This window comes from Aeromonas sp. Y318-1 (assembly GCF_027706125.1).
GTDB classification, from domain to species: domain Bacteria; phylum Pseudomonadota; class Gammaproteobacteria; order Enterobacterales; family Aeromonadaceae; genus Aeromonas; species Aeromonas hydrophila.
The window spans coordinates 189,727-207,697 of the sequence record NZ_JAPDCM010000004.1 but is presented as its reverse complement, the minus strand read 5'-3'; the positions used below and the strand labels follow the sequence as shown (position 1 = coordinate 207,697).

The window sequence follows — 17,971 nt, the reverse complement described above, 5'->3', positions numbered from 1 at the left end:
TGTCGTTGCCTGCTATGCCGACTACCAGATATAGCCGATCCCCACGCCGGCATAGAGTTCGCCAGTGTGCTGGACCAGCGGGCTGTGCTCGATGTCGCCGTCGTACCATTCGTAGTTCATGGCAAACATGCCAATCCAGTTGGGGCTGAAGCGATAGCTGGTGATGAGCGCCGCCATGGGGGAGAGGGTTGACCCCGTATCCCAGGCCGGGCGCTGGGCGGTGGCCTCGCTTTCGGAGATGCCGCCGAAGTAGTAGTTGGCCATCTTGTCGCTGCGCAGCATCAGCCCCATCCCCGGCATGATCAGCAGCTTGTCACGCAGGATGGGAAAATCGGCCCACAGCAGCAGCTCCTGACCCTTGCTGCGGCCGCTGATGTCGCTGCTGGCCCGCACGGTCAAGAGGGCGTAGGGCGTGATGAGGTTGCCACCGATCCCGCCTTCCAGCTGCCCCTTGCGCTCGTCCATGCCGGTAAACGCCGGTTCATCGGCGGGATCCAGGTTGCCAAAGCGCACCCGGCCATAACCGTAGAGGGCGACGCGCTCATCCTTGTGCAGGTAGTAGCGGGCTCGGTCTCCCAGGTACATGAATTGCTCGCCGAAATAGAGAAAGCCCGGGATGGGGTAGAGGGTGTTGTCCTGTGCCTGATAGCGGGCCTGCCCGCCAAGGAGGACAGCGCCGCCCACCAGCCCCCGCGGCACCGGGCTGCTGGGGTTGGCACTGGAGAGCAGATCCAGCGAGCCGAGGTCAATGTCGGCCCGAGCTGGCAGCACGGTGAGGAGCAGGGCCGCCAGCCCTGCCCGTTTGATGGATTGCAATACGCGCATGGACACTCCGTTGTCACTGATGATGGGACGACTATCGCACTATTTGGTCGCGGCGGGCAGCTCTTCGCGCTTGGGCCAGGCGTTGAGCACCGCCTTGACCAGGGTGGCGAGGGGAATGGCGAAGAAGACCCCCCAGAATCCCCACAGGCCGCCGAACACCAGCACGGCGATGATGATGGCCACCGGATGGAGGTTGAGCGCCTCGGAGAAGAGGATGGGCTCCAGCACGTTGCCGGTGAGCACCTGAATAACGGTGTAGACCACCATCAGCCAGGTGAACTCCGGGGTCAGTCCCCACTGGAACAGGGCCACCATGGCCACCGGTACCGTCACCGCCGCGGCACCTATGTAGGGGATCAGCACCGAGAAGCCGACCGCCACCGCCAGCAGCACCGAGTAGCGCAGCCCCAGCATGGCGAAGGCCACATAGCTGATCACCCCGACGATCAGGATCTCGATGACCTTGCCACGGATGTAGTTGAGGATCTGCTCGTTCATCTCCACCCAGACCCGGTTGACCAGGGTGCGGTTGCGCGGCAGGAAGCGGCGCAGCCCGCCCATCAGGATCTGCTTGTCCTTGAGCATGAAGAACACCATCAGCGGCACCAGGATGGCGTAGATGAGGATGGCCACCACGTTGATGAGGGAGCTGAGGGAGGCGCTCACCAGCTGCTCGCCACCGGTCAGGATGCGCTGGCGGATGTTGTCGATGATGGTCTCCACCAGGGTGACGTTGATGAGCTCGGGGTACTGCTCCGGCAGGGTGCGCACATAGTCCTGGGCATGGGAAAGCATGGCCGGCGACTCCTTGGCCAGATTCAGCCCCTGGCTCGCCAGGGTCGGGATGAGCCCGAGGAACGCCATGGCGGTGAGGGCGATGAACAACAGCAGGATGAGGCTGGTGGCCAGGGTACGGGAGAGCCCGGCCCGCTGCAGCCGGCTCACCGGCCACTCCAGCAGGTAGGCCATCACCAGCGCCACCAAGAGCGGCGCCAAGAGATCACCGAACAGCCAGAGCACGGCGAAACAGGCCACCAGCAGCAGGAACAGGGTGACGGCATCGGGATCGGAGAAACGGGTCTGATACCAGCGCTTGATGACTTCTAACATGGCGACATCCTTAGGTTACTGGGGCTTGCCGTAGTGCTTTGCCCCGACCACCAACTGCAAAGAGAGGGTATTGTCTGGCGCCTCCTGCAACGTGAAGGCATGACCCTGGCGTTGCAGATAGGCGGGAATGTCCTGCCGGGAGCCGGCATCGGCCAGCCGGATGGACAGGGATTGACCGGCGTTGGCCTGACGCAGCCAGAGCTTGAGCCGGATCAGCGGCTCGGGGCAGCGCCAGGGGGTCAGGTCGAGGTATTCCATGGAGGCTCCATCGCGCGTGAGGCGGCTATTATGGCCGTGATGAGAGCGCGAAACAACGCTTGTAGCCCTTGATGGGCAAGGGTATTCTGCCGGTGTCCCGGTAGGGTCTGATTGGAGATAGAGATAACGTGGCACGCTTTTCCCCCCTGATGGCATCGCTCCCCCTGCTGGCTTCCCTGATGGGTGCCACTTTCCATGCCCAGGCCAACAACCAGCTTCCCGACATCGGCACCGCCGGGGTGGCCGCCCTGCCCATCGAGCAGGAGGTGCGCTACGGCAACGCCTTCATGCGCTTTGCCCGGGCCGGCTTGCCGATCATCGATGATCCCGTCTTGAGCCAGTACATCGACGATCTGGGCCAGCGGCTGCTCTCCAACGCCGACGGTGTGCGTTTCCCGTTTACCTTCTTCCTCATCAACGACCCCAGCATCAACGCGGCCGCCTTCCTCGGCGGGCGGGTCAAGGTGCACACCGGCCTGTTTCTCTATGCCGACAGCGAGAGCGAGCTCGCCTCGGTACTGGCGCACGAAATCACCCACGTGACCCAGCGCCACATCGCCCGCTACATGGAAGCGCAGGCGAGCAGCTCCGCCATGACCCTGGCCGGGCTGGTGGGCTCCATCGCGCTGGCGGTGATCAACCCCACCGCGGGCATCGCCGCGCTGCAGACCACGCTCGGTCTCTCCATGCAGTCGGCCATCAACTACACCCGCGACAACGAATACGAAGCGGACCGGATCGGCATGAAAACCCTCTACGACGCCGGCTTCGATCCCATGGGCATGGCCAACTTCTTCCAGAAGCTGGCGGCCGAGTATCGCTACGCCAGCAAGCCGCCTGAGATGCTGCTGACTCACCCGCTGCCGGAGACCCGGATCAGCGAGGCGCGCGCCCGGGCGGGCAGCTATGGCCGCCGGGATCTGCCGCCGAGCCTCGACTTCTGGCTGGCCAAGGTGCGCATCCAGGTGCGTTTTGGCACCGAGAGCCCGCAGGCCCTGCTCACCTATTTTGACAACCGCCTGCAGAAGGGGGACTACCCGCTCAAGGATGCGGCCACCTACGGCAAGGCGCTGGCGCTGCTGCAGCTCAAGCGCACTGACGAGGCCGATGCCCTGATGCAGGAGCTGGCGACTCGCCACCCCGAAGATCTGTTCGTGGTGGATGCCCTCACTGACATCGACTTGGCCAAGGGGCGCAGCGCCCAGGCCATCGCCCGGCTCGAGAAGTTCCGCACCCGGATGCCGGACAACGAGGTGGTGGTGGTGAACCTTGGCAACGCCTATCTGGAAGGGGGCAACTACAAGAAGTCCATCGCCATTCTCGACCCCTATGCCCGCGAGCACGAAGAGAACAACCTGGCCTGGAGCCTGCTCTCCGATGCCTATCGCAAGGCGGGCAGGATGACCGATCTGCACATGGCGCGGGCCGAGATGCTCTCCCTGCGCGGTGACTACCAGGCAGCCATCGACGAGCTGATCGTGGCGCGTGGCACCACCAACGACAAGTTGACCCTGGCCAGGCTGGAGGCGCGCATCACCGAGCTGGAGCGGGCCAAGAAGGATCTCGACAGTCTCAAGGGCTGACGGGCCAGCGGCTCTCACTCATGACAAGGGCGCACCTCGGTGCGCCCTTGTCGTTTTATGATGGCGAAGTGAATGGCGGGAACGTCAGCGGGCTGGCTTTTTCGCAAGGATTTGGGTGCTCAGTGGCCCACTGGTTTGACGGATGCCCTGAGGGCCTCGAGCCGCGATGGGTTGAGCTCGCCCACCAGGGTCAGCTGGAGCTTGCCCTCGCCATCGAGCAGATAGCTGGTAGGCAGCCCGGCGGGGCGGGGGAAGGGGAGGCTCGCCTCCTGCCGGGCGATGAGCAGCGGCACCTTGATGCGGTACTGCCCGGCCAGTTTGGCGAGCTCGGCCGGCGTGGCCGGGTCGTAGTTGACCATCACCACGGCAGTTTGCCCCTCCCGCGCCAACGCCTCCAGCAGCGGTATCTCCCGCAGGCAGGGGGCACACCAGGGGGCGAAGTAGTTGACCAACAGCGGCTTGCCGGCAAAGTCGGCCAGGGCCACCGGCTGGTTCTGGCTTCCGGTGAATTGGGGAGCCGGGCTGCAGGCCGTCAGCAGGCCGGCCACAATCAGCCAACAAATTCGTTTCAATTCCTGCACTCTCGCGCTTACCCTGACCATCAGTTTCCCCTACAATAGCGCCGTTTCTTGTCCCATCTTGCGATTAATCAGGGAGTTATCATGAGCGAGACCCAAATCTACCACAATCCGCGCTGCTCCAAGAGCCGTGAAACCCTGGCCTTGCTGGAACAGCACGGGATCGCCCCGGATGTGGTGCTCTATCTGGAGCAGGCCCCGAGCGAGGCAGAGATCCGCACCCTGCTGAGCCAGCTGGGGTTCAGCGATCCGCGTCAGCTGATGCGCACCAAGGAAGATCTCTACAAGGAGCTGGGGCTTGGCGAGGTGAGCGGCGATGATCTCATTCACGCCATGCACCAGTATCCCAAGCTCATCGAGCGGCCCATCGTCATCAAGAACGGCCAGGCCCGCATCGGCCGTCCGCCCGAGCAGGTGCTGGAGATCCTCAAGTGAGCACCCGCTTCGCCCGCCTGCTGACCCTGGTCGGCTTCTTCGGCCTGCTGGGCTGGGTCATCCTCTGGCATCTGTGGCTCTCGCCCCACCCGGATCTCAACCCCTGGCTGCTGCCGGTGATCTGGACGGTACCGCTGCTGTTCCCGCTCAAGGGGATCGTGCAGGGCAACCCCTACACCCATGCCTGGGGCAACTTCGTGCTGATGCCCTACTTCCTGCACGCCCTGACCCTGATCACCACGGATGAGGGGGAGCGCTGGCTGGCGGTGGTGGAGCTGGTGTTCACCGTGCTCGCCTTCATCGGTACCATCTATTACGCCCGCCTGCGCGGCCGCGAGCTGGGCCTGAGCATTCGCAAGAAAAAGGGTGAGCCTTCGGCGCAAGACCACTGAGGCCAGCGTCAGCGCGCCTGCTCTGTGCAAACCGGACCTGGAGTCCGGTTTTTTTATGGATGCGCTGCCCGGCATGACACGACCGGAATCGACGCAACAGAGGGTGGGCCAAGGGCTTGCTGGCAACGCAGATGTCCGCTGTATCTCGCTGATCTTGCAGCCACTATGTCGATGTGATCACATCTTGGCCGCAGCGAGGTGGGAGCGTGGCAGGCGGCTGACTATCCTCATTAAGCTCCCATACAGCGGCCGCCGTTAGCCTGTCCATTTCACCAGCCTTGAGTGATGCATCCTATGAAACGCCAATCCAGCCCCTTGTTCCAGAAAACCCTGTTGGCCTTGACCATGGCCCTGTCGGTCAGCTCGCTGGCCGATGCCTGCACCCGCGCCGTTTATCAGGGCGATGGCGGTCTGGTGGTGACCGGCCGCACCATGGATTGGCGCGCCGCCATGCCGACCAACCTCTGGGCTTTGCCGCGCGGCATCGAACGGAGCGGGGCGGCCGGGCCGCACTCCATGACGTGGAACGCGCGCTATGGCTCCCTGGTCGCCGCGGGGTTTGACGCGGGTACCGCCGATGGCATGAACGAAAAGGGGCTGGTGGCCAACCTGCTCTATCTGACCGAGTCGGAGTATGTGACTCCGAGCGACAAGGATCCGCGCAAGACGCTCTCCATCTCCCTCTGGGCCCAGTATGTGCTGGACAATTTTGCCACCGTCAGCGAGGCGGTTGCCGCCCTGTCGAAGGACGAGTTCTATGTGGTGACCACCCTGACGCCGGATGGCAAGCCGGGCCAGCTGCACCTCTCCATCTCGGATGCCAGCGGCGACTCGGCCATTTTCCAGTACGTGGATGGCAAGTTGCAGATCCACCACGACCGCAGCTATCAGGTGATGACCAACTCCCCCGTGTTCGACAAGCAGCTGGCACTCAACGAGTACTGGGAGGAGATAGGCGGGCTTACCATGCTGCCGGGCACCAACCGGTCGGCGGATCGTTTCGCCCGGGCCTCTTTTTATATCAAGACCCTGCCCAGGACGGATCAGGCCAATGAGGCCGTGGCCGGTGTGATGAGCGTGATGCGCAACGTCTCGGTGCCCATGGGGATCAGCACTCCGGATCAACCCAACATCTCCACCACCCTGTGGCGCAGCGTGTCGGATCAACAGCATCGCCGCTACTTCTTCGAGCTGACCCATCTGCCCAACACCTTCTGGGTGAGCATGGACCAGCTGGACTTGAGTGTGGGCGCCCCGGTCAAGAAACTCCCGCTGACCGAGCGTCAGCTCTATGCGGGGGAAACGGCGGACAAGTTTGTGCCGGCCAAGGCGTTCACCTTCCTGCCAGCCACGCCAGGGGCCTGATAAAGAGCCCAGAGAAGGCCCCTCACGGGGCCTTTTTTATGGCCGCAAGCCGGCGTGGCCGCCAGTCTCGCGATAGTGGGCCAGCTGCTGCACGCTGTGGCTCATCAGCTGGGGGTAGAAGCGCAGAAAGCCCGCCTCGCATCCTTGCCATTGCACTTGCTTGAGGGTGAGCAGCGCATCGCCGAGCGGCAGGGGGCGACGCAGCCGGCGGCCGATGCCGTTGAGGGCCTGCGCCAGCCCCTCTTTGTGCTGATAGGAGGCGATCCAGTTCTGCTCCGCCATCCGTCGGAGGGGCAGCGGCAACCCATCCGGCAGGCGGTCCGCTTCCACCAGCAGGTGCCGGTAACTCTGCTGCAGGAAGCGGGGCAGGGCTTCGTCATGAAACTGCGGCCAGTGCAGGCTGAGCCAGTGGTCGTAGAGCATGTCCACCAGGATGCCGCCAAAGCGGCGCCAGGGGGCCTCGAAGCAGGCCACCGCCGCCCTGTGTTCGGGGTGGCTGTCGGTGAAGGCGTCTATCTTGCGGTGCAGCCAGATCCCCTCGTCGAGTTCGGTGCCGAGCGTGCTCGGCAGGGTGCCCTTGACGAAATCCCCCAGCAGGTTGCCGGTGAGGGAGCTGTGGGTATGGGCTGCCAGATGCAGGTGAGCCAGATAGTTCATGAAGGGTGACGTCAGCCAGGGGGGATTGTCGCTGAGCCTAGCGGATCCGGCGGCCCTTGCCTACGGGAACAGGCACTTGGCCGTGAGGAAGTGCTTCCCACCATGACCGCCGACTGGGTAGAGTGCAGCATGGCTGGCGCTTTGTGGCGCCCATCATCATCACGAGGAGCATGCAGATGTTGACCCTGATCGAGGGCGCCGAACTCTACGGCCCGACTGCGCTGGGCCGCCAGGATCTGCTGGTGGCCGATGGCCGTATAGCTTGGATGGGCCGGGGCTTGTCAGTCCCCGCCGACTGGCCGCTGGCGCGGGTGGACGGCCGTGGCCGCTATCTGGTGCCCGGGCTGGTGGATCCGCTGGCCCACATCACTGGCGGTGGCGGCGAGGGGGGCTTTGTTTTTCGCACGCCGGAGCTGGCGGCAAGGGAGGCGCTGAGCGCAGGGGTCACCACCCTGGTGGCGGCGCTCGGTACCGACAGCCTGACTCGCAGCCCGGCCCAGGTGCTCGGCAAGGTGCGCGAGTTTCGCGCCGCCGGGGTGAGCGCCTTCATGTATACCGGCTCCTACCATCTGCCGGTCAAGACCCTCACCGGCACGGTGGAGTCCGACATCATGCTCATTCCCGAGGTGCTGGGGGTGGGGGAGGTGGCCATCAGCGATCACAGATCCAGTGCGCCGACCCACGACGAGCTGGCCCGTCTGGTGAGCGAGGCGCGGGTGGCCGGGCTGCTTGCCGGCAAGAGCGGGGTCAGCTTCTTTCATCTGGGGGACGGGCGCGGGGCGCTGGCGCCGCTGCGGGCTTTGCGCGATGGCACCGACATCCCGCTGCGCCAGCTCTATCCCACCCACTGCAACCGCAACCCCTGGCTGTTTGCCGAGGCCATCGAGTGGGGGCGGGCCGGCGGCTGGGTCGATCTCACCACCTCGAGCTTCCCGGACTTGCTGGACGATGGCGAGCGGCTGGCGGCCGACGCCCTGGTGGAGCTGCTGGCGGCCGGGGTACCCGCCGATCGTATCAGCTTCAGCTCGGACGCCAACGCCAGCCTGCCGCGCTTCGATGGCGAGGGGCGTCTCATCGAGCTGCGCTGCGGCCAGATCGGCAGTCTGTGGCAGGCGCTGGTGGAGAGTTGCGGCAAGGGGGTTGCGCTGGAGGTGGCGCTGGCGGTGGTGACGGCCAATCCGGCCAGGGCACTGGGGCTGGCGACCAAGGGCACGCTGACGGTGGGGCAGGATGCGGATCTGCTGCTGATCGACCCCGATACGCTTACCATCGAGCGGGTGATGAGCGGCGGCCGCTGGCGCACCTGAAGGCCGCTAGTTGACGGCGGGGCTGTCACGCCCGCGCCCCTCTTTTAAACGACAAGCCCGGCAGCAGTGCCGGGCTTGTCGTTGTTGGCGGTAGGTGGCTCAGGGGCAATCAGATGGCCAGGAAGCCCAGGATCAGGATGGGGCCGAGCAGGCTCAGGATGAAGCCGGAGACGATGGCCACCGGCACCACCTGGATGCCGCCGGATTTCTGGATGACCGGCAGGGTGAAGTCCAGCGCCGTGGCGCCGCCATAGCCGATGGCGGCGGAGGGGTGGCGGCGCATCAGCATCGGAATGATCAGGATGGCGATGAGCTCGCGCCCCAGATCGTTGATGAAGGCGGCGGAGCCCAGCACCGGCCCCAGCTTGTCGGCCACCAGGATGCCGGAGAGCGAATACCAGCCGAAGCTGGAGCTGAGGGCGAGGCCGTGGGTCAGCGGCATGCCGAGCAACTGGGCGGCCAGCAGGCTGCCCAGCCAGCTGCTGAGGATGACGGTGACAGCGATCTTCATGCCCCAGGGGTTGAGCAGGATCTGGCGCAGCCGCATGCCGGAGTTGCGCATCTGCACCCCGATGAGAAACAGCAGCAGCATCAGCGCCCACTCGCTCCACTTGTCGATGGGCAGGGCACGCAGGTCGACCAGCAGCCCCAGCAAGACGCCGCCCAGCACCACGAAACAGAGCTGCAGCGACTCCCACAGCAGGTGCAGCTTGCTCGGCATCTGACCGTCGCTGGCCTCATGAGTGGGAGGGGAGCGCCTGTCCAGCCACCAGAGGGCCAGCAGGTTGCACAGGGTAATGGCGGCGAGCATCACCCCGGCCACCTTGAAGATCACCGCCAGATTGCTGCCCAGGTTCTCCACATAGGCGAGCCCCAGCCCCATCAGGAACAAAATGAGATAGACCATCTTGCCCAGCGATTGATTGACCAGCTTGATCAAACGGGCAGAGGAGAGGGGTACCAGATAGCCGATTACCAGCGGCAGCAGGATCAGCAACACATTGAGCAACATCGGGGCCTCGATCACAAAAACTGACAAAAATGACACCTTATCATCACTTATTGGGCCTGTGTCACATATTTGTGTGTTTGCCTGCTCCATCCGGAGCTTTTTTATCAATATGTTATGTTTTTGGTGCGAAACGAGGCCCGCTGTTGGGGCGCTGGCCCATTCTGGTGCAGCCAGAATGGGGTCTGACAGGCCCATTTTTCAACAGGATGCGCGTACTGCATGGTTGAATAAAGTAAAACGGGGTGACTTGCGGCCAAAACGTAGGAATCTTCTTGCCAGCCTTGCGCTGTGGGTATAAAAAGGCGGTGTCGTCAGGCAGGGTGGATTAGCGTTTTATGCAGACAAAGTGCTGAAAAATACCTGTTTGGCCAATAAAAATACAGACAAAACACCAAAGACCTCGGTTCTGTATTGTTTTTTAACTATCCGAGTGATATTTTCGCTGAAGGTTGCCATCGGTTAACTTTTTGTTAAATAAGCGATGGCGTGAGTCACGCCCCAGCGGCGTCTAGGGACAGACAAGGTTGTAATGGATGAGCGACGTTGCCGCACTGGAAGTTCGTGATCTGCACAAGTATTTCGGCACCCACGAAGTGCTCAAGGGCATCGATATGACCGCCCACAAGGGGGATGTCATCTCCCTTATCGGCTCCTCCGGTTCGGGGAAGTCGACCTTTCTTCGTTGTATCAATTTGCTGGAAACACCCTCTTCCGGCACGGTTTCCCTCCATGGCGAACTTATTCGCATGAAAACCAACCGGGCCGGTGAACGGTTGCCGGAGGACGTGCGTCAGGTGGAGCGCATTCGCAGCCGCTTGGCCATGGTGTTTCAAAGCTTCAATCTCTGGTCCCACATGACCATCATGCAGAACATCATCGAGGTGCCGATCCAGGTGCTCAAGGTGCCCCGCGCCGAGGCGATGGCCAAGGCGGAACACCTGCTCAACCGGGTGGGACTGTGGGAGCGGCGCGACTACTACCCAGGTCACCTCTCCGGCGGCCAGCAGCAGCGGGCGGCCATTGCCCGGGCGCTGGCGGTGGAGCCCGAGGTGATGCTGTTTGACGAACCCACCTCGGCGCTCGATCCCGAGCTGGTGGGCGAAGTGCTCGGCCTGATGCGCGAGCTGGCCGAAGAGGGGCGCACCATGCTGGTGGTGACCCATGAGATGTCGTTTGCCCGCGATGTGTCGAACAAGGTAATGTTTTTGCATCAGGGCCGTGTGGAGGAGGAGGGCAATCCCAAGGAGATCTTCGCCCATCCCAAGTCCGAGCGGTTCAAGCAATTCATCTCCTCCATCTATTGATGGCCGGGGCTGATCCCCAATAATCTGCAATTGCAACAGTCGATGATTTTATCAAGGAGAGATACATGAACAAGCTGATGCTGGCGACCGCCATAGTCACTGCCCTGTCTTCCGGCAGCCTGATGGCCAAGGAGTGGAAAGAGGTGCGGATCGGGGTGGAAGGTGCCTATCCCCCCTTCTCCTGGACCGAGCCGAGCGGCGAGGTGAAAGGTTTTGACATCGACATCGCCAACGCCCTGTGCGAGGAGATGAAGGTGAAGTGCACCCTGATCAAGCAGGACTGGGACGGCATCATTCCGGCGCTGCTGTCACGCAAGTATGACGCCATCATCGCCACCATGGACATCACCGAAGAGCGCAAGAAGAAGGTGGACTTCACCCAGAAGTACCAGCACATTCCGGCCCGCTTCGCCGCCAAGAAGGGCACCGAGATCAAGCTCGACAAGGAGTTCATGAGTGGCAAGACAGTGGCCGTGCAACGCGCCACCTCCATGGACACCTACATCACCGACAACTTCCCCAACGCCACCATCAAGCGTTATGGCACCGCAGACGAGGCCTATCTCGATCTGAAATCCGGCCGGGTTGACTACGTGATGGCCGACTCCGCCGCCATCAGCGACGGCCTGCTCAAGAAAGAGGGTGGCGATGCGTTCGAGTTCATCGGCCCGAAACTGACCGATCCCAAGTGGTTTGGCGAGGGTGCCGGCATCGCGGTGCGCAAGGCCGACAAGGATCTGAAAGAGAAATTCAACGCCGCCATCCTGGCGCTGCGTGCCAACGGCAAGTACAAGGCGATCAACGACAAGTACTTCGACTTCGACGTGTACGGCGAGTAATCCCGAAGGCGCGCTACCCCGGTAGCCGCCGGCGCAATTGCGGCGAATCATCACGACAGGTTGACCCTAGTCTGTAGTCATCGGGCCCGTTGTCTCTCGCAAGGGAGCGATGGGCCCGCTTAGTTGCAATGGAGCTGCATGTGTTTGGTTTGAAAGGATATTGGGACGGGAGATCCCGCTCAATGAGTTGCAATGGAGCCGCATATGTTTGATTTGAAAGGATACGAAACCTCCCTGCTGGAGGGGGCCTGGGTCACCCTGGAAGTGGCGCTGGCCTCCCTGCTGCTGGCGCTGGTGCTCGGCATGCTGGGGGCGCTGGCCAAGCTCTCCCCTTATAAATGGGCCCGCGGTTTTGCCACCGCCTATACCACCGTCATTCGCGGCATCCCCGATCTGGTGCTGATGATGCTGCTGTTCTTCGGCGGCCAGGTGCTCATCAACAACCTCTGTACCTGGGTCAACGAGAGCTACAACAACTACCTGCTGGCGAGCAATCCCAACCAGGAGTGGGTCTCCCTGCTGCCCGATTACATCGACATCAGCCCGTTTGCGGCCGGGGTGGCCACCATCGGCTTCATCTTCGGCGCCTACATGACCGAGACCTTCCGCGGCGCCATTCTGGCGGTAGACAAGGGCGAGCTGGAAGCGGCCCGGGCCTTTGGAATGCGGGCAACCCAGGTGTTTGTGCGGATCCTGTTTCCCCAGATGATGCGCCACGCCCTGCCGGGGTTTGGCAACAACTGGCTGGTCTTGCTGAAAACCACGGCGCTGGTCTCCATCATCGGGCTTGATGACATGGTGCGCAAAGCGTCCCTGGCGGCGGGTTCGACCCAGCTGCCCTTCACCTTCTACATGGCGGTGGCCCTGATCTTCCTGATCTTCACTGCGGTCTCCACCTCGGCACTGAAATGGGCCGAGCGTCACTATGCGATAAAGACGAGGTAAGCCATGGATTTCTCAATCATTCTCACCGAATGGCCCACCTACTGGCAGGGCCTCTACACCACGGTGCTGCTGGTGGCGGCTTCCCTGATCCTCGGGCTGATGCTGGCGGTGCCGCTCGGCATACTGCGCAACAGCCGCAACTGGCTGATCAAGGGGCCGATCTGGGCCTATATCTACTTCTTTCGTGGCACCCCGCTGCTGGTGCAGCTGTTCATCATCTACTACGGCGCCGCCCAGTGGGAGTGGCTGAAAAATAGCGTCGCCTGGGATCTGTTCGCCGAAGCCTGGTTCTGCGCTCTGCTGGCGTTTACCTTGAACACCGGGGCCTACACCGCCGAGATCGTGCGCGGCGCCGTGCTCAACATGCCCAAGGGGCAGATTGAAGCGGCCAACGCCTTCGGCATGACCCGCTGGCAGACCCTGACCCGGATCATTTTGCCCAACTCGTTTCGCCGGGCACTGCCGGCCTACAGCAACGAGGTGATCTTCATGCTGCAGGGCTCGGCGGTGGCGGGCATCATCACCATCGTCGATCTGACCGGCGCCGCGCGGATCATCAACTCCCGCTACTACAGCCCGTTCGAGGCGTTTTTGACCGCCGGCCTGCTCTACATGCTGCTGACTTTCGTCATCGTCTGGCTGTTCAAGAAATGGGAAGCTCGCTGGCACGCCCACCTGCGCCCCCGCACCGTGTAAACGCCATAAAAAAGCCCGCAATCGCGGGCTTTTTTGTCGCTGCCTGCCGCTTAGCGGCCCAGGTATTCCCGGTCGAAGAAGGTGTTGACCCAATGGGGGCGGTAGATGGCGAGCAGGGTCATGATCATGCCGTTGAGCAGCGCTTCGGGGAAGAGCAGCAGCGGCCAGATGGAAAGGTAGTCGGCGCTGATGGTGTACCAGGGATAGGTGTCGCTAAGGCCCATCAGAAGGGCGCTGGCCACCACCTTGACCGAGATGGAGAGGGCGCCGCCAAGAAAGGCCACCACGAACAGGTAGACGAACAGATGGCGCGGCAGCCAGGCCCAGCTGGCCAGAAACAGCAGCCAGGTGGTGGCGACCGGCAGGGCCACGCCGATGAGGGCCTGCCAGCCGATCTCGGCCAGTGGGATGACGCCAAAATAGCTGAGCACCAGCAGGGTGAGGCAGGGGGCGAGCAGGGCGAGACGCCAGCCCAGCAGCAGGGTGAGGCTGGTGAGGCCGAGAAAGTGCACGTCCAGCCCCTCGTGCAGGCCGGCCCGCAGGGTCCAGAGCGGTACCAGCACGATGGCGCCACCGAGGCAGAGATGCTGATAGAGCGGATTGTGGTAGAGGGTGCGCAGCAAGGTGCCGCGCAGGCTGAATATGAGCAGCAGTACCCAGAGCAGCAGGGCGGCGGCTTGTCCTTCACTCATGGCAGATCCTTGTCCGGTGACGGCATGCAGGTGGGCGAAGCCCGATGTGAAAGGGGCCGGCGTTTTCCCGGCCAGCCCCTGAGCTATCAGTATTTGACGTTGTTGTGGTACTTGGCGAGGATGCCCTGGACGCGGTCCATGGTCTCCTTGCTGGGCGGCTTGATCCCGTTGAGATCATAGGTGTCGCCCAGTACGTCCCACTTGTGCTTGCCAAGTTCGTGGTAGGGCAGCAGCTCCACCTTCTCGACGCATTCTCCCAGTTCGGCGATGAACTGGCCGAGCCCTTCGGCACTCTCGTCGTCGTCCGACCAGGTCGGTACCACCACGTAGCGGATCCACATGGTCTTGCCCTTGGCGGCCAGATAGCGGGCAAACTCCAGGGTGTACTTGTTGCTGACGTGGGTCAGCGGAATGTGCTTGTCGTCGTTGATCTGCTTGATGTCGAGCAGCACCAGATCGGTATTGTCGAGCACCTTGTCGAGCTGCTCGTCGTAGTGGCGCACGAAGCCGTTGGTGTCGAGGCAGGTGTGGATGCCCTTCTCTTTGCAGGCGGCGAACAGTTCGGCGATGAAATTTTGCTGCAGCATGGCTTCGCCACCGGAGGCGGTGACGCCACCGCCCGAGGCATTCATGAAGTGACGATAGCTGGTGATGTCGCTCATCAACTCCGGCACTGTCACCTCGCGGCCGCCTTGGGTGTCCCAGGTGTCGCGGTTGTGGCAGTACTTGCAGCGCATCAGGCAGCCCTGCATGAACACGATGAAGCGTATTCCGGGGCCATCGACGGTGCCGCAGGTTTCAACGGAATGGATCCGGCCAATGACCCCGGATGCATCGGCGGTCACACTGGTTTCAGCGGCGGTGGCGCTGACTTCGACAGCGGGGATCCGATTAATGACAGACATAGACGACTCCAATGATTCGAGCAGGCCGTTATTTTATTACATAAAGCCCTATAAATCCTACATGTTTAGCCCGGTACCGGGGCACCCAGCAGGCTCTCGAGGGCTTTGGCGGTGAGTGGCCGGCTGGTCAGGAAGCCTTGATAATGCTGGCATCCAAGGGATTTGAGGATGGCAAGCTGCTCTTCATCCTCCACCCCTTCGGCGGTGACGGTAAAACGAAAAACCTTGGCCAGTTCCAGGATCGCCTTGACGATGGCCTTGTCCTGCTCGCTGTGTACGAGGGTCTGGATGAAGCTTCTGTCGAGCTTCACCTCGTCCGCCGGCAGGTCGCGCAGATAGGCGAGCGACGAGTAGCCGGTGCCGAAATCATCGATGGAGAGCAGGATGCCGAGCTCCTTGAGCTGGCGCATTCTGGCGATGCTCTCCAGCCGGTTCTCCAGCACCACGGATTCGGTCACCTCCAGCAGCAGGCGGGAGGGGGGCACCCCGGTATCGCGCAGTATGTATTCCACTTGCTGCACGAAGCCGACGGTGTGGAACTGGCGGGCGCTGACGTTGACCGACAGATGGGGAATGGCCAGCCCGCGGTTGAGCCAGAAGCTGTACTGGGCGCAGGCGGTCTTCATCACCCAGTAGCCGATGTCCTGGATGAGGCTGGTCTCCTCGGCGATGGGAATGAACTCCGCCGGTGGCACCATGCTGCCATCGCTGCGCTGCCAGCGCAGCAGCGCCTCGATGCCGGACAGTGCGCCGTTGTCGACCCGGTATTGCGGCTGATAGTGCAGTTGCAGCTCGTGGTGGCGCAGGGCGTCGCGCAGCTGGTTGTTGAGCGCCAGCTTGCTCTTCTCTTTTTCGGCCATCGCCTCGCTGAAGAACACATAGTTGCCCTGGCCGGATCGCTTGGCCATGTGGGTGGCGGTGTCGGCCTGCTGCATCAGCACCAGGTGATCCTTGTCCTCGCTGGAGAAGAGGCTGATCCCCACCGAGGCGCTGCAGTGCAGCTTGTGATCCTCGATGTCGAACGGAATGCGAAACAGCCCCATCAGCTCGCGGGCGAAGTGCTCGGCGAGGATCTTGGCGGTGACATAGCCCTGGCCCAGGGCGGTGAACAGCAGGGCGAATTCGTCCCCCGAGATGCGGGCCAGCACCAGGTTGTCCTGCGGCAGCCCCTTGAGCCGCTCCACCACCGCCTGCAGCAGCAGATCGCCGCAGGCATGGCCGAGGGAGTCGTTGATCGACTTGAAGTTGTCCAGATCCACCAGCAGCAGGGCGCCCCACTGGCCGCTGGCCTCCTGCAGGGTACGCTGCATGATGTCGTTGAGACTGCGGCGGTTGTAGAGACCGCACAGATCGTCGTAATAGGCGAGCTGCTCGATGTGGCGCGCCGCCTCCTTCTCCTTGCTGATGTCGTAGAAGCTGCAGACGTAGTGGCTGATCTCGCCGTGCTCGTCCTGCACTCCGCTCACCATCAAGCGGACCGGGAACAGGTGGCCATCCTTGTGCAGGCAGCGCTCTTCCCCCATCCAGAACTCCTGGGCCGCCACGGCCTGGCGCACATCCTGTTTCAGGTGATCGCCATAGTAGGTGGGCCTGAGCCGGACGATATGCTGGCCGATCATCTCATCGTCGGCAAAACCGGTAATGCGGACAAAGGAGCGGTTGACCTTGAGGATGATCCCCTTGTGATCCATCACCAGCAGGCCGTCGTGGGTGTTGAAGGCCACCTCGGCCAGCCGCAGTGCATCGTCGGCTGCCAATCGTTGCAACTCGACGGCAGCCCGCTCGTGCTGGCTGCTGAGGGCGTCGAGCAGCGGCATGGGGTCGGCCAGCGGCGTGTCGAGCAACAGGGTGAGCTGGCCGATGGGGGCACCGGGCTGGCCGTGCAGCGGAATGCCGACATAGACGGGGGCATTGAGTGCCAGCAGCTGGCTGGCCTGGGGATAGCGCAGGGGCAGGTCTTCCACATAGACCGCCTGGCCGTGCTGGAACAGCTCCTGGCCGGGGCCCGGGTCCATCTGGATGGGTTTGAGCACCGAGAAGGTCTCCCCCTCCAGCACGCAGCGCGGGATCATCCACAGCTCCTGGCCGCGCGGCTGGTACTCGCCGATCCAGCCGATACGGGCGCCACTGACGCTCATGCCCCAGCGCACCAGCGCGCGGCAATAGGCGATGCCGGTCAGCAGGGTGAGCTCGGCCGGCAGGGCCAGCACTGGGTTGTGCACCGGTTCGGGGAGCGGTTGCCAGTGGCCGAGCAGCTGGGCGCTGTGCCGCACCAGTTGCAGCATCTCCTCGCTGAGCGGGGTGGCGTTGAGGTATTCAAGGCTCAGCACGCCGATGAGTTTTTCCTGCTCCAGCAACGCGCCGTCGAGGCGCGAGCTCACCCCCGCATTGGCCAGGTAGTAGTGCTGGCTCAGCATGGGCTGGTGCGCCGCCTCCGAAAAGCTCAGGGACTTGCGGGTGCGCAGGGCGCGGATGTAGCGGCTGTCGCCGCGAATGGCGGCCACTTCGTCGGCCCCCAGGGTGAAGACCGGGGTCAGCTGCTCGCTGCCGAGGGGGCCGTTGGCCTGATAGTGCCAGAGAATGAGGCGATCGGCCCCCAGGCTCTCCTTGAGGGTCTCCAGCATGGCGGCAAACTGCTGCTGGCTCGCCATCTGGCTCAGGCGCGGCAGGTGCAGCGCCAGATCGGCCACTGGCTCCTGGCGGAGGGTCTGCAGGCAGATGAGCCAGAAGGCATCTTGTTCGTGGGAGAGGGCGACGTGCCACTGCTGGCCGGCAAAGCGCAGCACCAGCTTGCCGCCCTGGCCGCTGGTGAGCGCCTGCTCGATGGGCAGGCGCAGCGCATCCGGCAACTGGGCCGGCCAGGGGCCTCTGGGCTCATCTAGCCAGTAGAGCGGGGTTTGCATCACATCGGTCAGCGCGACCAGCCGCTGGCTGCGCACGTCCAGACGAAAGAACAGCGGTGTCTGGCTGGCAGAAGAAAGGTGACTGAGCGCGGTTGACGACATGAACTGATAACATCCTGTTGAACGACTGTCGGGTGGCAAGAATACTGCAAAATCGGTACAAAC

The 17,971-nt window shown here is 62.9% G+C and carries 18 protein-coding genes; 9 read left to right on the top strand and 9 right to left on the bottom strand.

Going from position 1 to position 17,971, the window contains the following annotated elements:
* Nucleotides 1-21: 21 nt before the first annotated feature.
* The 3 genes from OKB87_RS07930 to OKB87_RS07920 are packed head-to-tail and all read right to left on the bottom strand — an operon-like array spanning nt 22 to nt 2,193.
* Nucleotides 22-825, bottom strand: coding sequence for a MipA/OmpV family protein (locus OKB87_RS07930; RefSeq protein WP_270827070.1), 804 nt, complete (start codon nt 823-825; stop codon nt 22-24).
* A 39-nt stretch (nt 826-864) separates the two neighbouring features.
* Nucleotides 865-1,935 carry an AI-2E family transporter gene (locus tag OKB87_RS07925; protein WP_029301299.1) on the bottom strand — a complete coding sequence of 357 codons (1,071 nt, stop codon included), beginning with the start codon at nt 1,933-1,935 and terminating at the stop codon, nt 865-867.
* Nucleotides 1,936-1,950: 15 nt separating this feature from the next.
* Complete coding sequence (locus tag OKB87_RS07920; protein ID WP_206819746.1) at nt 1,951-2,193, bottom strand: sulfurtransferase TusA family protein; 243 nt, start codon at nt 2,191-2,193, stop codon at nt 1,951-1,953.
* Nucleotides 2,194-2,321: 128 nt separating this feature from the next.
* On the opposite strand from OKB87_RS07920, the gene OKB87_RS07915 reads away from it, so the two are divergent.
* A complete protein-coding gene (locus OKB87_RS07915) occupies nt 2,322-3,776 on the top strand; it encodes a beta-barrel assembly-enhancing protease (RefSeq protein ID WP_348981351.1) in 1,455 nt (484 codons plus the stop codon).
* 119 nt (nt 3,777-3,895) lie between these two features.
* Here the strand turns inward: OKB87_RS07915 and OKB87_RS07910 are convergent, their stop codons facing one another.
* On the bottom strand, nt 3,896-4,378 hold the full coding sequence (locus tag OKB87_RS07910; RefSeq protein ID WP_270827069.1) for a TlpA family protein disulfide reductase: 483 nt from the start codon (nt 4,376-4,378) through the stop codon (nt 3,896-3,898).
* 60 nt (nt 4,379-4,438) lie between these two features.
* On the opposite strand from OKB87_RS07910, the gene arsC reads away from it, so the two are divergent.
* The 3 genes from arsC to OKB87_RS07895 all read left to right on the top strand — a co-directional run bounded on the left by arsC (nt 4,439) and on the right by OKB87_RS07895 (nt 6,546).
* Nucleotides 4,439-4,789 carry an arsenate reductase (glutaredoxin) gene (gene arsC, locus OKB87_RS07905; protein ID WP_270827068.1) on the top strand — a complete coding sequence of 117 codons (351 nt, stop codon included), beginning with the start codon at nt 4,439-4,441 and terminating at the stop codon, nt 4,787-4,789.
* Nucleotides 4,786-5,181, top strand: a complete 396-nt coding sequence (locus OKB87_RS07900) for a DUF2069 domain-containing protein (protein ID WP_016350325.1) — start codon at nt 4,786-4,788, stop codon at nt 5,179-5,181. The genes arsC and OKB87_RS07900 overlap by 4 nt, the downstream gene beginning before the upstream one ends.
* Before the next feature lie 294 nt (nt 5,182-5,475).
* Complete coding sequence (locus tag OKB87_RS07895; RefSeq protein ID WP_270827067.1) at nt 5,476-6,546, top strand: linear amide C-N hydrolase; 1,071 nt, start codon at nt 5,476-5,478, stop codon at nt 6,544-6,546.
* 36 nt (nt 6,547-6,582) lie between these two features.
* Here the strand turns inward: OKB87_RS07895 and OKB87_RS07890 are convergent, their stop codons facing one another.
* Complete coding sequence (locus OKB87_RS07890; RefSeq protein ID WP_270827066.1) at nt 6,583-7,203, bottom strand: acyl carrier protein phosphodiesterase; 621 nt, start codon at nt 7,201-7,203, stop codon at nt 6,583-6,585.
* Nucleotides 7,204-7,379: 176 nt separating this feature from the next.
* On the opposite strand from OKB87_RS07890, the gene iadA reads away from it, so the two are divergent.
* Complete coding sequence (gene iadA, locus OKB87_RS07885; protein WP_270827065.1) at nt 7,380-8,510, top strand: beta-aspartyl-peptidase; 1,131 nt, start codon at nt 7,380-7,382, stop codon at nt 8,508-8,510.
* A gap of 109 nt (nt 8,511-8,619) precedes the next feature.
* Here iadA and OKB87_RS07880 read toward each other — a convergent pair whose 3' ends face one another.
* Nucleotides 8,620-9,522 (bottom strand): lysine exporter LysO family protein, encoded by a 903-nt coding sequence (locus OKB87_RS07880; RefSeq protein WP_043119622.1) that lies wholly within the window; start codon nt 9,520-9,522, stop codon nt 8,620-8,622.
* A 533-nt stretch (nt 9,523-10,055) separates the two neighbouring features.
* Here OKB87_RS07880 and OKB87_RS07875 point away from each other — a divergent pair.
* The 4 genes from OKB87_RS07875 to OKB87_RS07860 all read left to right on the top strand — a co-directional run bounded on the left by OKB87_RS07875 (nt 10,056) and on the right by OKB87_RS07860 (nt 13,306).
* Nucleotides 10,056-10,826 carry an ABC transporter ATP-binding protein gene (locus OKB87_RS07875; protein ID WP_011705574.1) on the top strand — a complete coding sequence of 257 codons (771 nt, stop codon included), beginning with the start codon at nt 10,056-10,058 and terminating at the stop codon, nt 10,824-10,826.
* Between the two features lie 65 nt (nt 10,827-10,891).
* Nucleotides 10,892-11,665, top strand: coding sequence for an ABC transporter substrate-binding protein (locus OKB87_RS07870; RefSeq protein ID WP_011705575.1), 774 nt, complete (start codon nt 10,892-10,894; stop codon nt 11,663-11,665).
* Nucleotides 11,666-11,869: 204 nt separating this feature from the next.
* On the top strand, nt 11,870-12,610 hold the full coding sequence (locus OKB87_RS07865) for an ABC transporter permease (protein WP_011705576.1): 741 nt from the start codon (nt 11,870-11,872) through the stop codon (nt 12,608-12,610).
* A 3-nt stretch (nt 12,611-12,613) separates the two neighbouring features.
* Nucleotides 12,614-13,306, top strand: coding sequence for an ABC transporter permease (locus OKB87_RS07860; RefSeq protein ID WP_011705577.1), 693 nt, complete (start codon nt 12,614-12,616; stop codon nt 13,304-13,306).
* Between the two features lie 50 nt (nt 13,307-13,356).
* Here OKB87_RS07860 and OKB87_RS07855 read toward each other — a convergent pair whose 3' ends face one another.
* From OKB87_RS07855 to OKB87_RS07845, 3 genes are all read right to left on the bottom strand, one after another.
* Nucleotides 13,357-13,998: an energy-coupling factor ABC transporter permease gene (locus OKB87_RS07855; RefSeq protein ID WP_270827064.1), complete on the bottom strand. Its 642-nt coding sequence runs from the start codon at nt 13,996-13,998 to the stop codon at nt 13,357-13,359.
* A gap of 86 nt (nt 13,999-14,084) precedes the next feature.
* The gene (gene pflA / locus OKB87_RS07850; RefSeq protein WP_011705579.1) at nt 14,085-14,903 is read right to left on the bottom strand and encodes a pyruvate formate lyase 1-activating protein; all 819 of its coding nucleotides are present in this window, start codon (nt 14,901-14,903) and stop codon (nt 14,085-14,087) included.
* Between the two features lie 65 nt (nt 14,904-14,968).
* Nucleotides 14,969-17,908: a sensor domain-containing phosphodiesterase gene (locus tag OKB87_RS07845; protein ID WP_270827063.1), complete on the bottom strand. Its 2,940-nt coding sequence runs from the start codon at nt 17,906-17,908 to the stop codon at nt 14,969-14,971.
* Nucleotides 17,909-17,971: the final 63 nt, after the last annotated feature.

Bases quoted from the DNA above. Each gene is read 5' to 3' on its own strand.
- OKB87_RS07875 (WP_011705574.1), top strand. From the start codon at position 10,056: ATGAGCGACGTTGCCGCACTGGAAGTTCGTGATCTGCACAAGTATTTC.
- OKB87_RS07920 (WP_206819746.1), bottom strand. From the start codon at position 2,193: ATGGAATACCTCGACCTGACCCCCTGGCGCTGCCCCGAGCCGCTGATC.
- OKB87_RS07860 (WP_011705577.1), top strand. From the start codon at position 12,614: ATGGATTTCTCAATCATTCTCACCGAATGGCCCACCTACTGGCAGGGC.
- OKB87_RS07890 (WP_270827066.1), bottom strand. From the start codon at position 7,203: ATGAACTATCTGGCTCACCTGCATCTGGCAGCCCATACCCACAGCTCC.
- pflA (WP_011705579.1), bottom strand. From the start codon at position 14,903: ATGTCTGTCATTAATCGGATCCCCGCTGTCGAAGTCAGCGCCACCGCC.
- OKB87_RS07880 (WP_043119622.1), bottom strand. From the start codon at position 9,522: ATGTTGCTCAATGTGTTGCTGATCCTGCTGCCGCTGGTAATCGGCTAT.
- OKB87_RS07845 (WP_270827063.1), bottom strand. From the start codon at position 17,908: ATGTCGTCAACCGCGCTCAGTCACCTTTCTTCTGCCAGCCAGACACCG.
- OKB87_RS07930 (WP_270827070.1), bottom strand. From the start codon at position 825: ATGCGCGTATTGCAATCCATCAAACGGGCAGGGCTGGCGGCCCTGCTC.
- OKB87_RS07855 (WP_270827064.1), bottom strand. From the start codon at position 13,998: ATGAGTGAAGGACAAGCCGCCGCCCTGCTGCTCTGGGTACTGCTGCTC.
- OKB87_RS07865 (WP_011705576.1), top strand. From the start codon at position 11,870: ATGTTTGATTTGAAAGGATACGAAACCTCCCTGCTGGAGGGGGCCTGG.
- OKB87_RS07895 (WP_270827067.1), top strand. From the start codon at position 5,476: ATGAAACGCCAATCCAGCCCCTTGTTCCAGAAAACCCTGTTGGCCTTG.
- OKB87_RS07925 (WP_029301299.1), bottom strand. From the start codon at position 1,935: ATGTTAGAAGTCATCAAGCGCTGGTATCAGACCCGTTTCTCCGATCCC.
- OKB87_RS07870 (WP_011705575.1), top strand. From the start codon at position 10,892: ATGAACAAGCTGATGCTGGCGACCGCCATAGTCACTGCCCTGTCTTCC.
- arsC (WP_270827068.1), top strand. From the start codon at position 4,439: ATGAGCGAGACCCAAATCTACCACAATCCGCGCTGCTCCAAGAGCCGT.
- iadA (WP_270827065.1), top strand. From the start codon at position 7,380: ATGTTGACCCTGATCGAGGGCGCCGAACTCTACGGCCCGACTGCGCTG.
- OKB87_RS07910 (WP_270827069.1), bottom strand. From the start codon at position 4,378: ATGGTCAGGGTAAGCGCGAGAGTGCAGGAATTGAAACGAATTTGTTGG.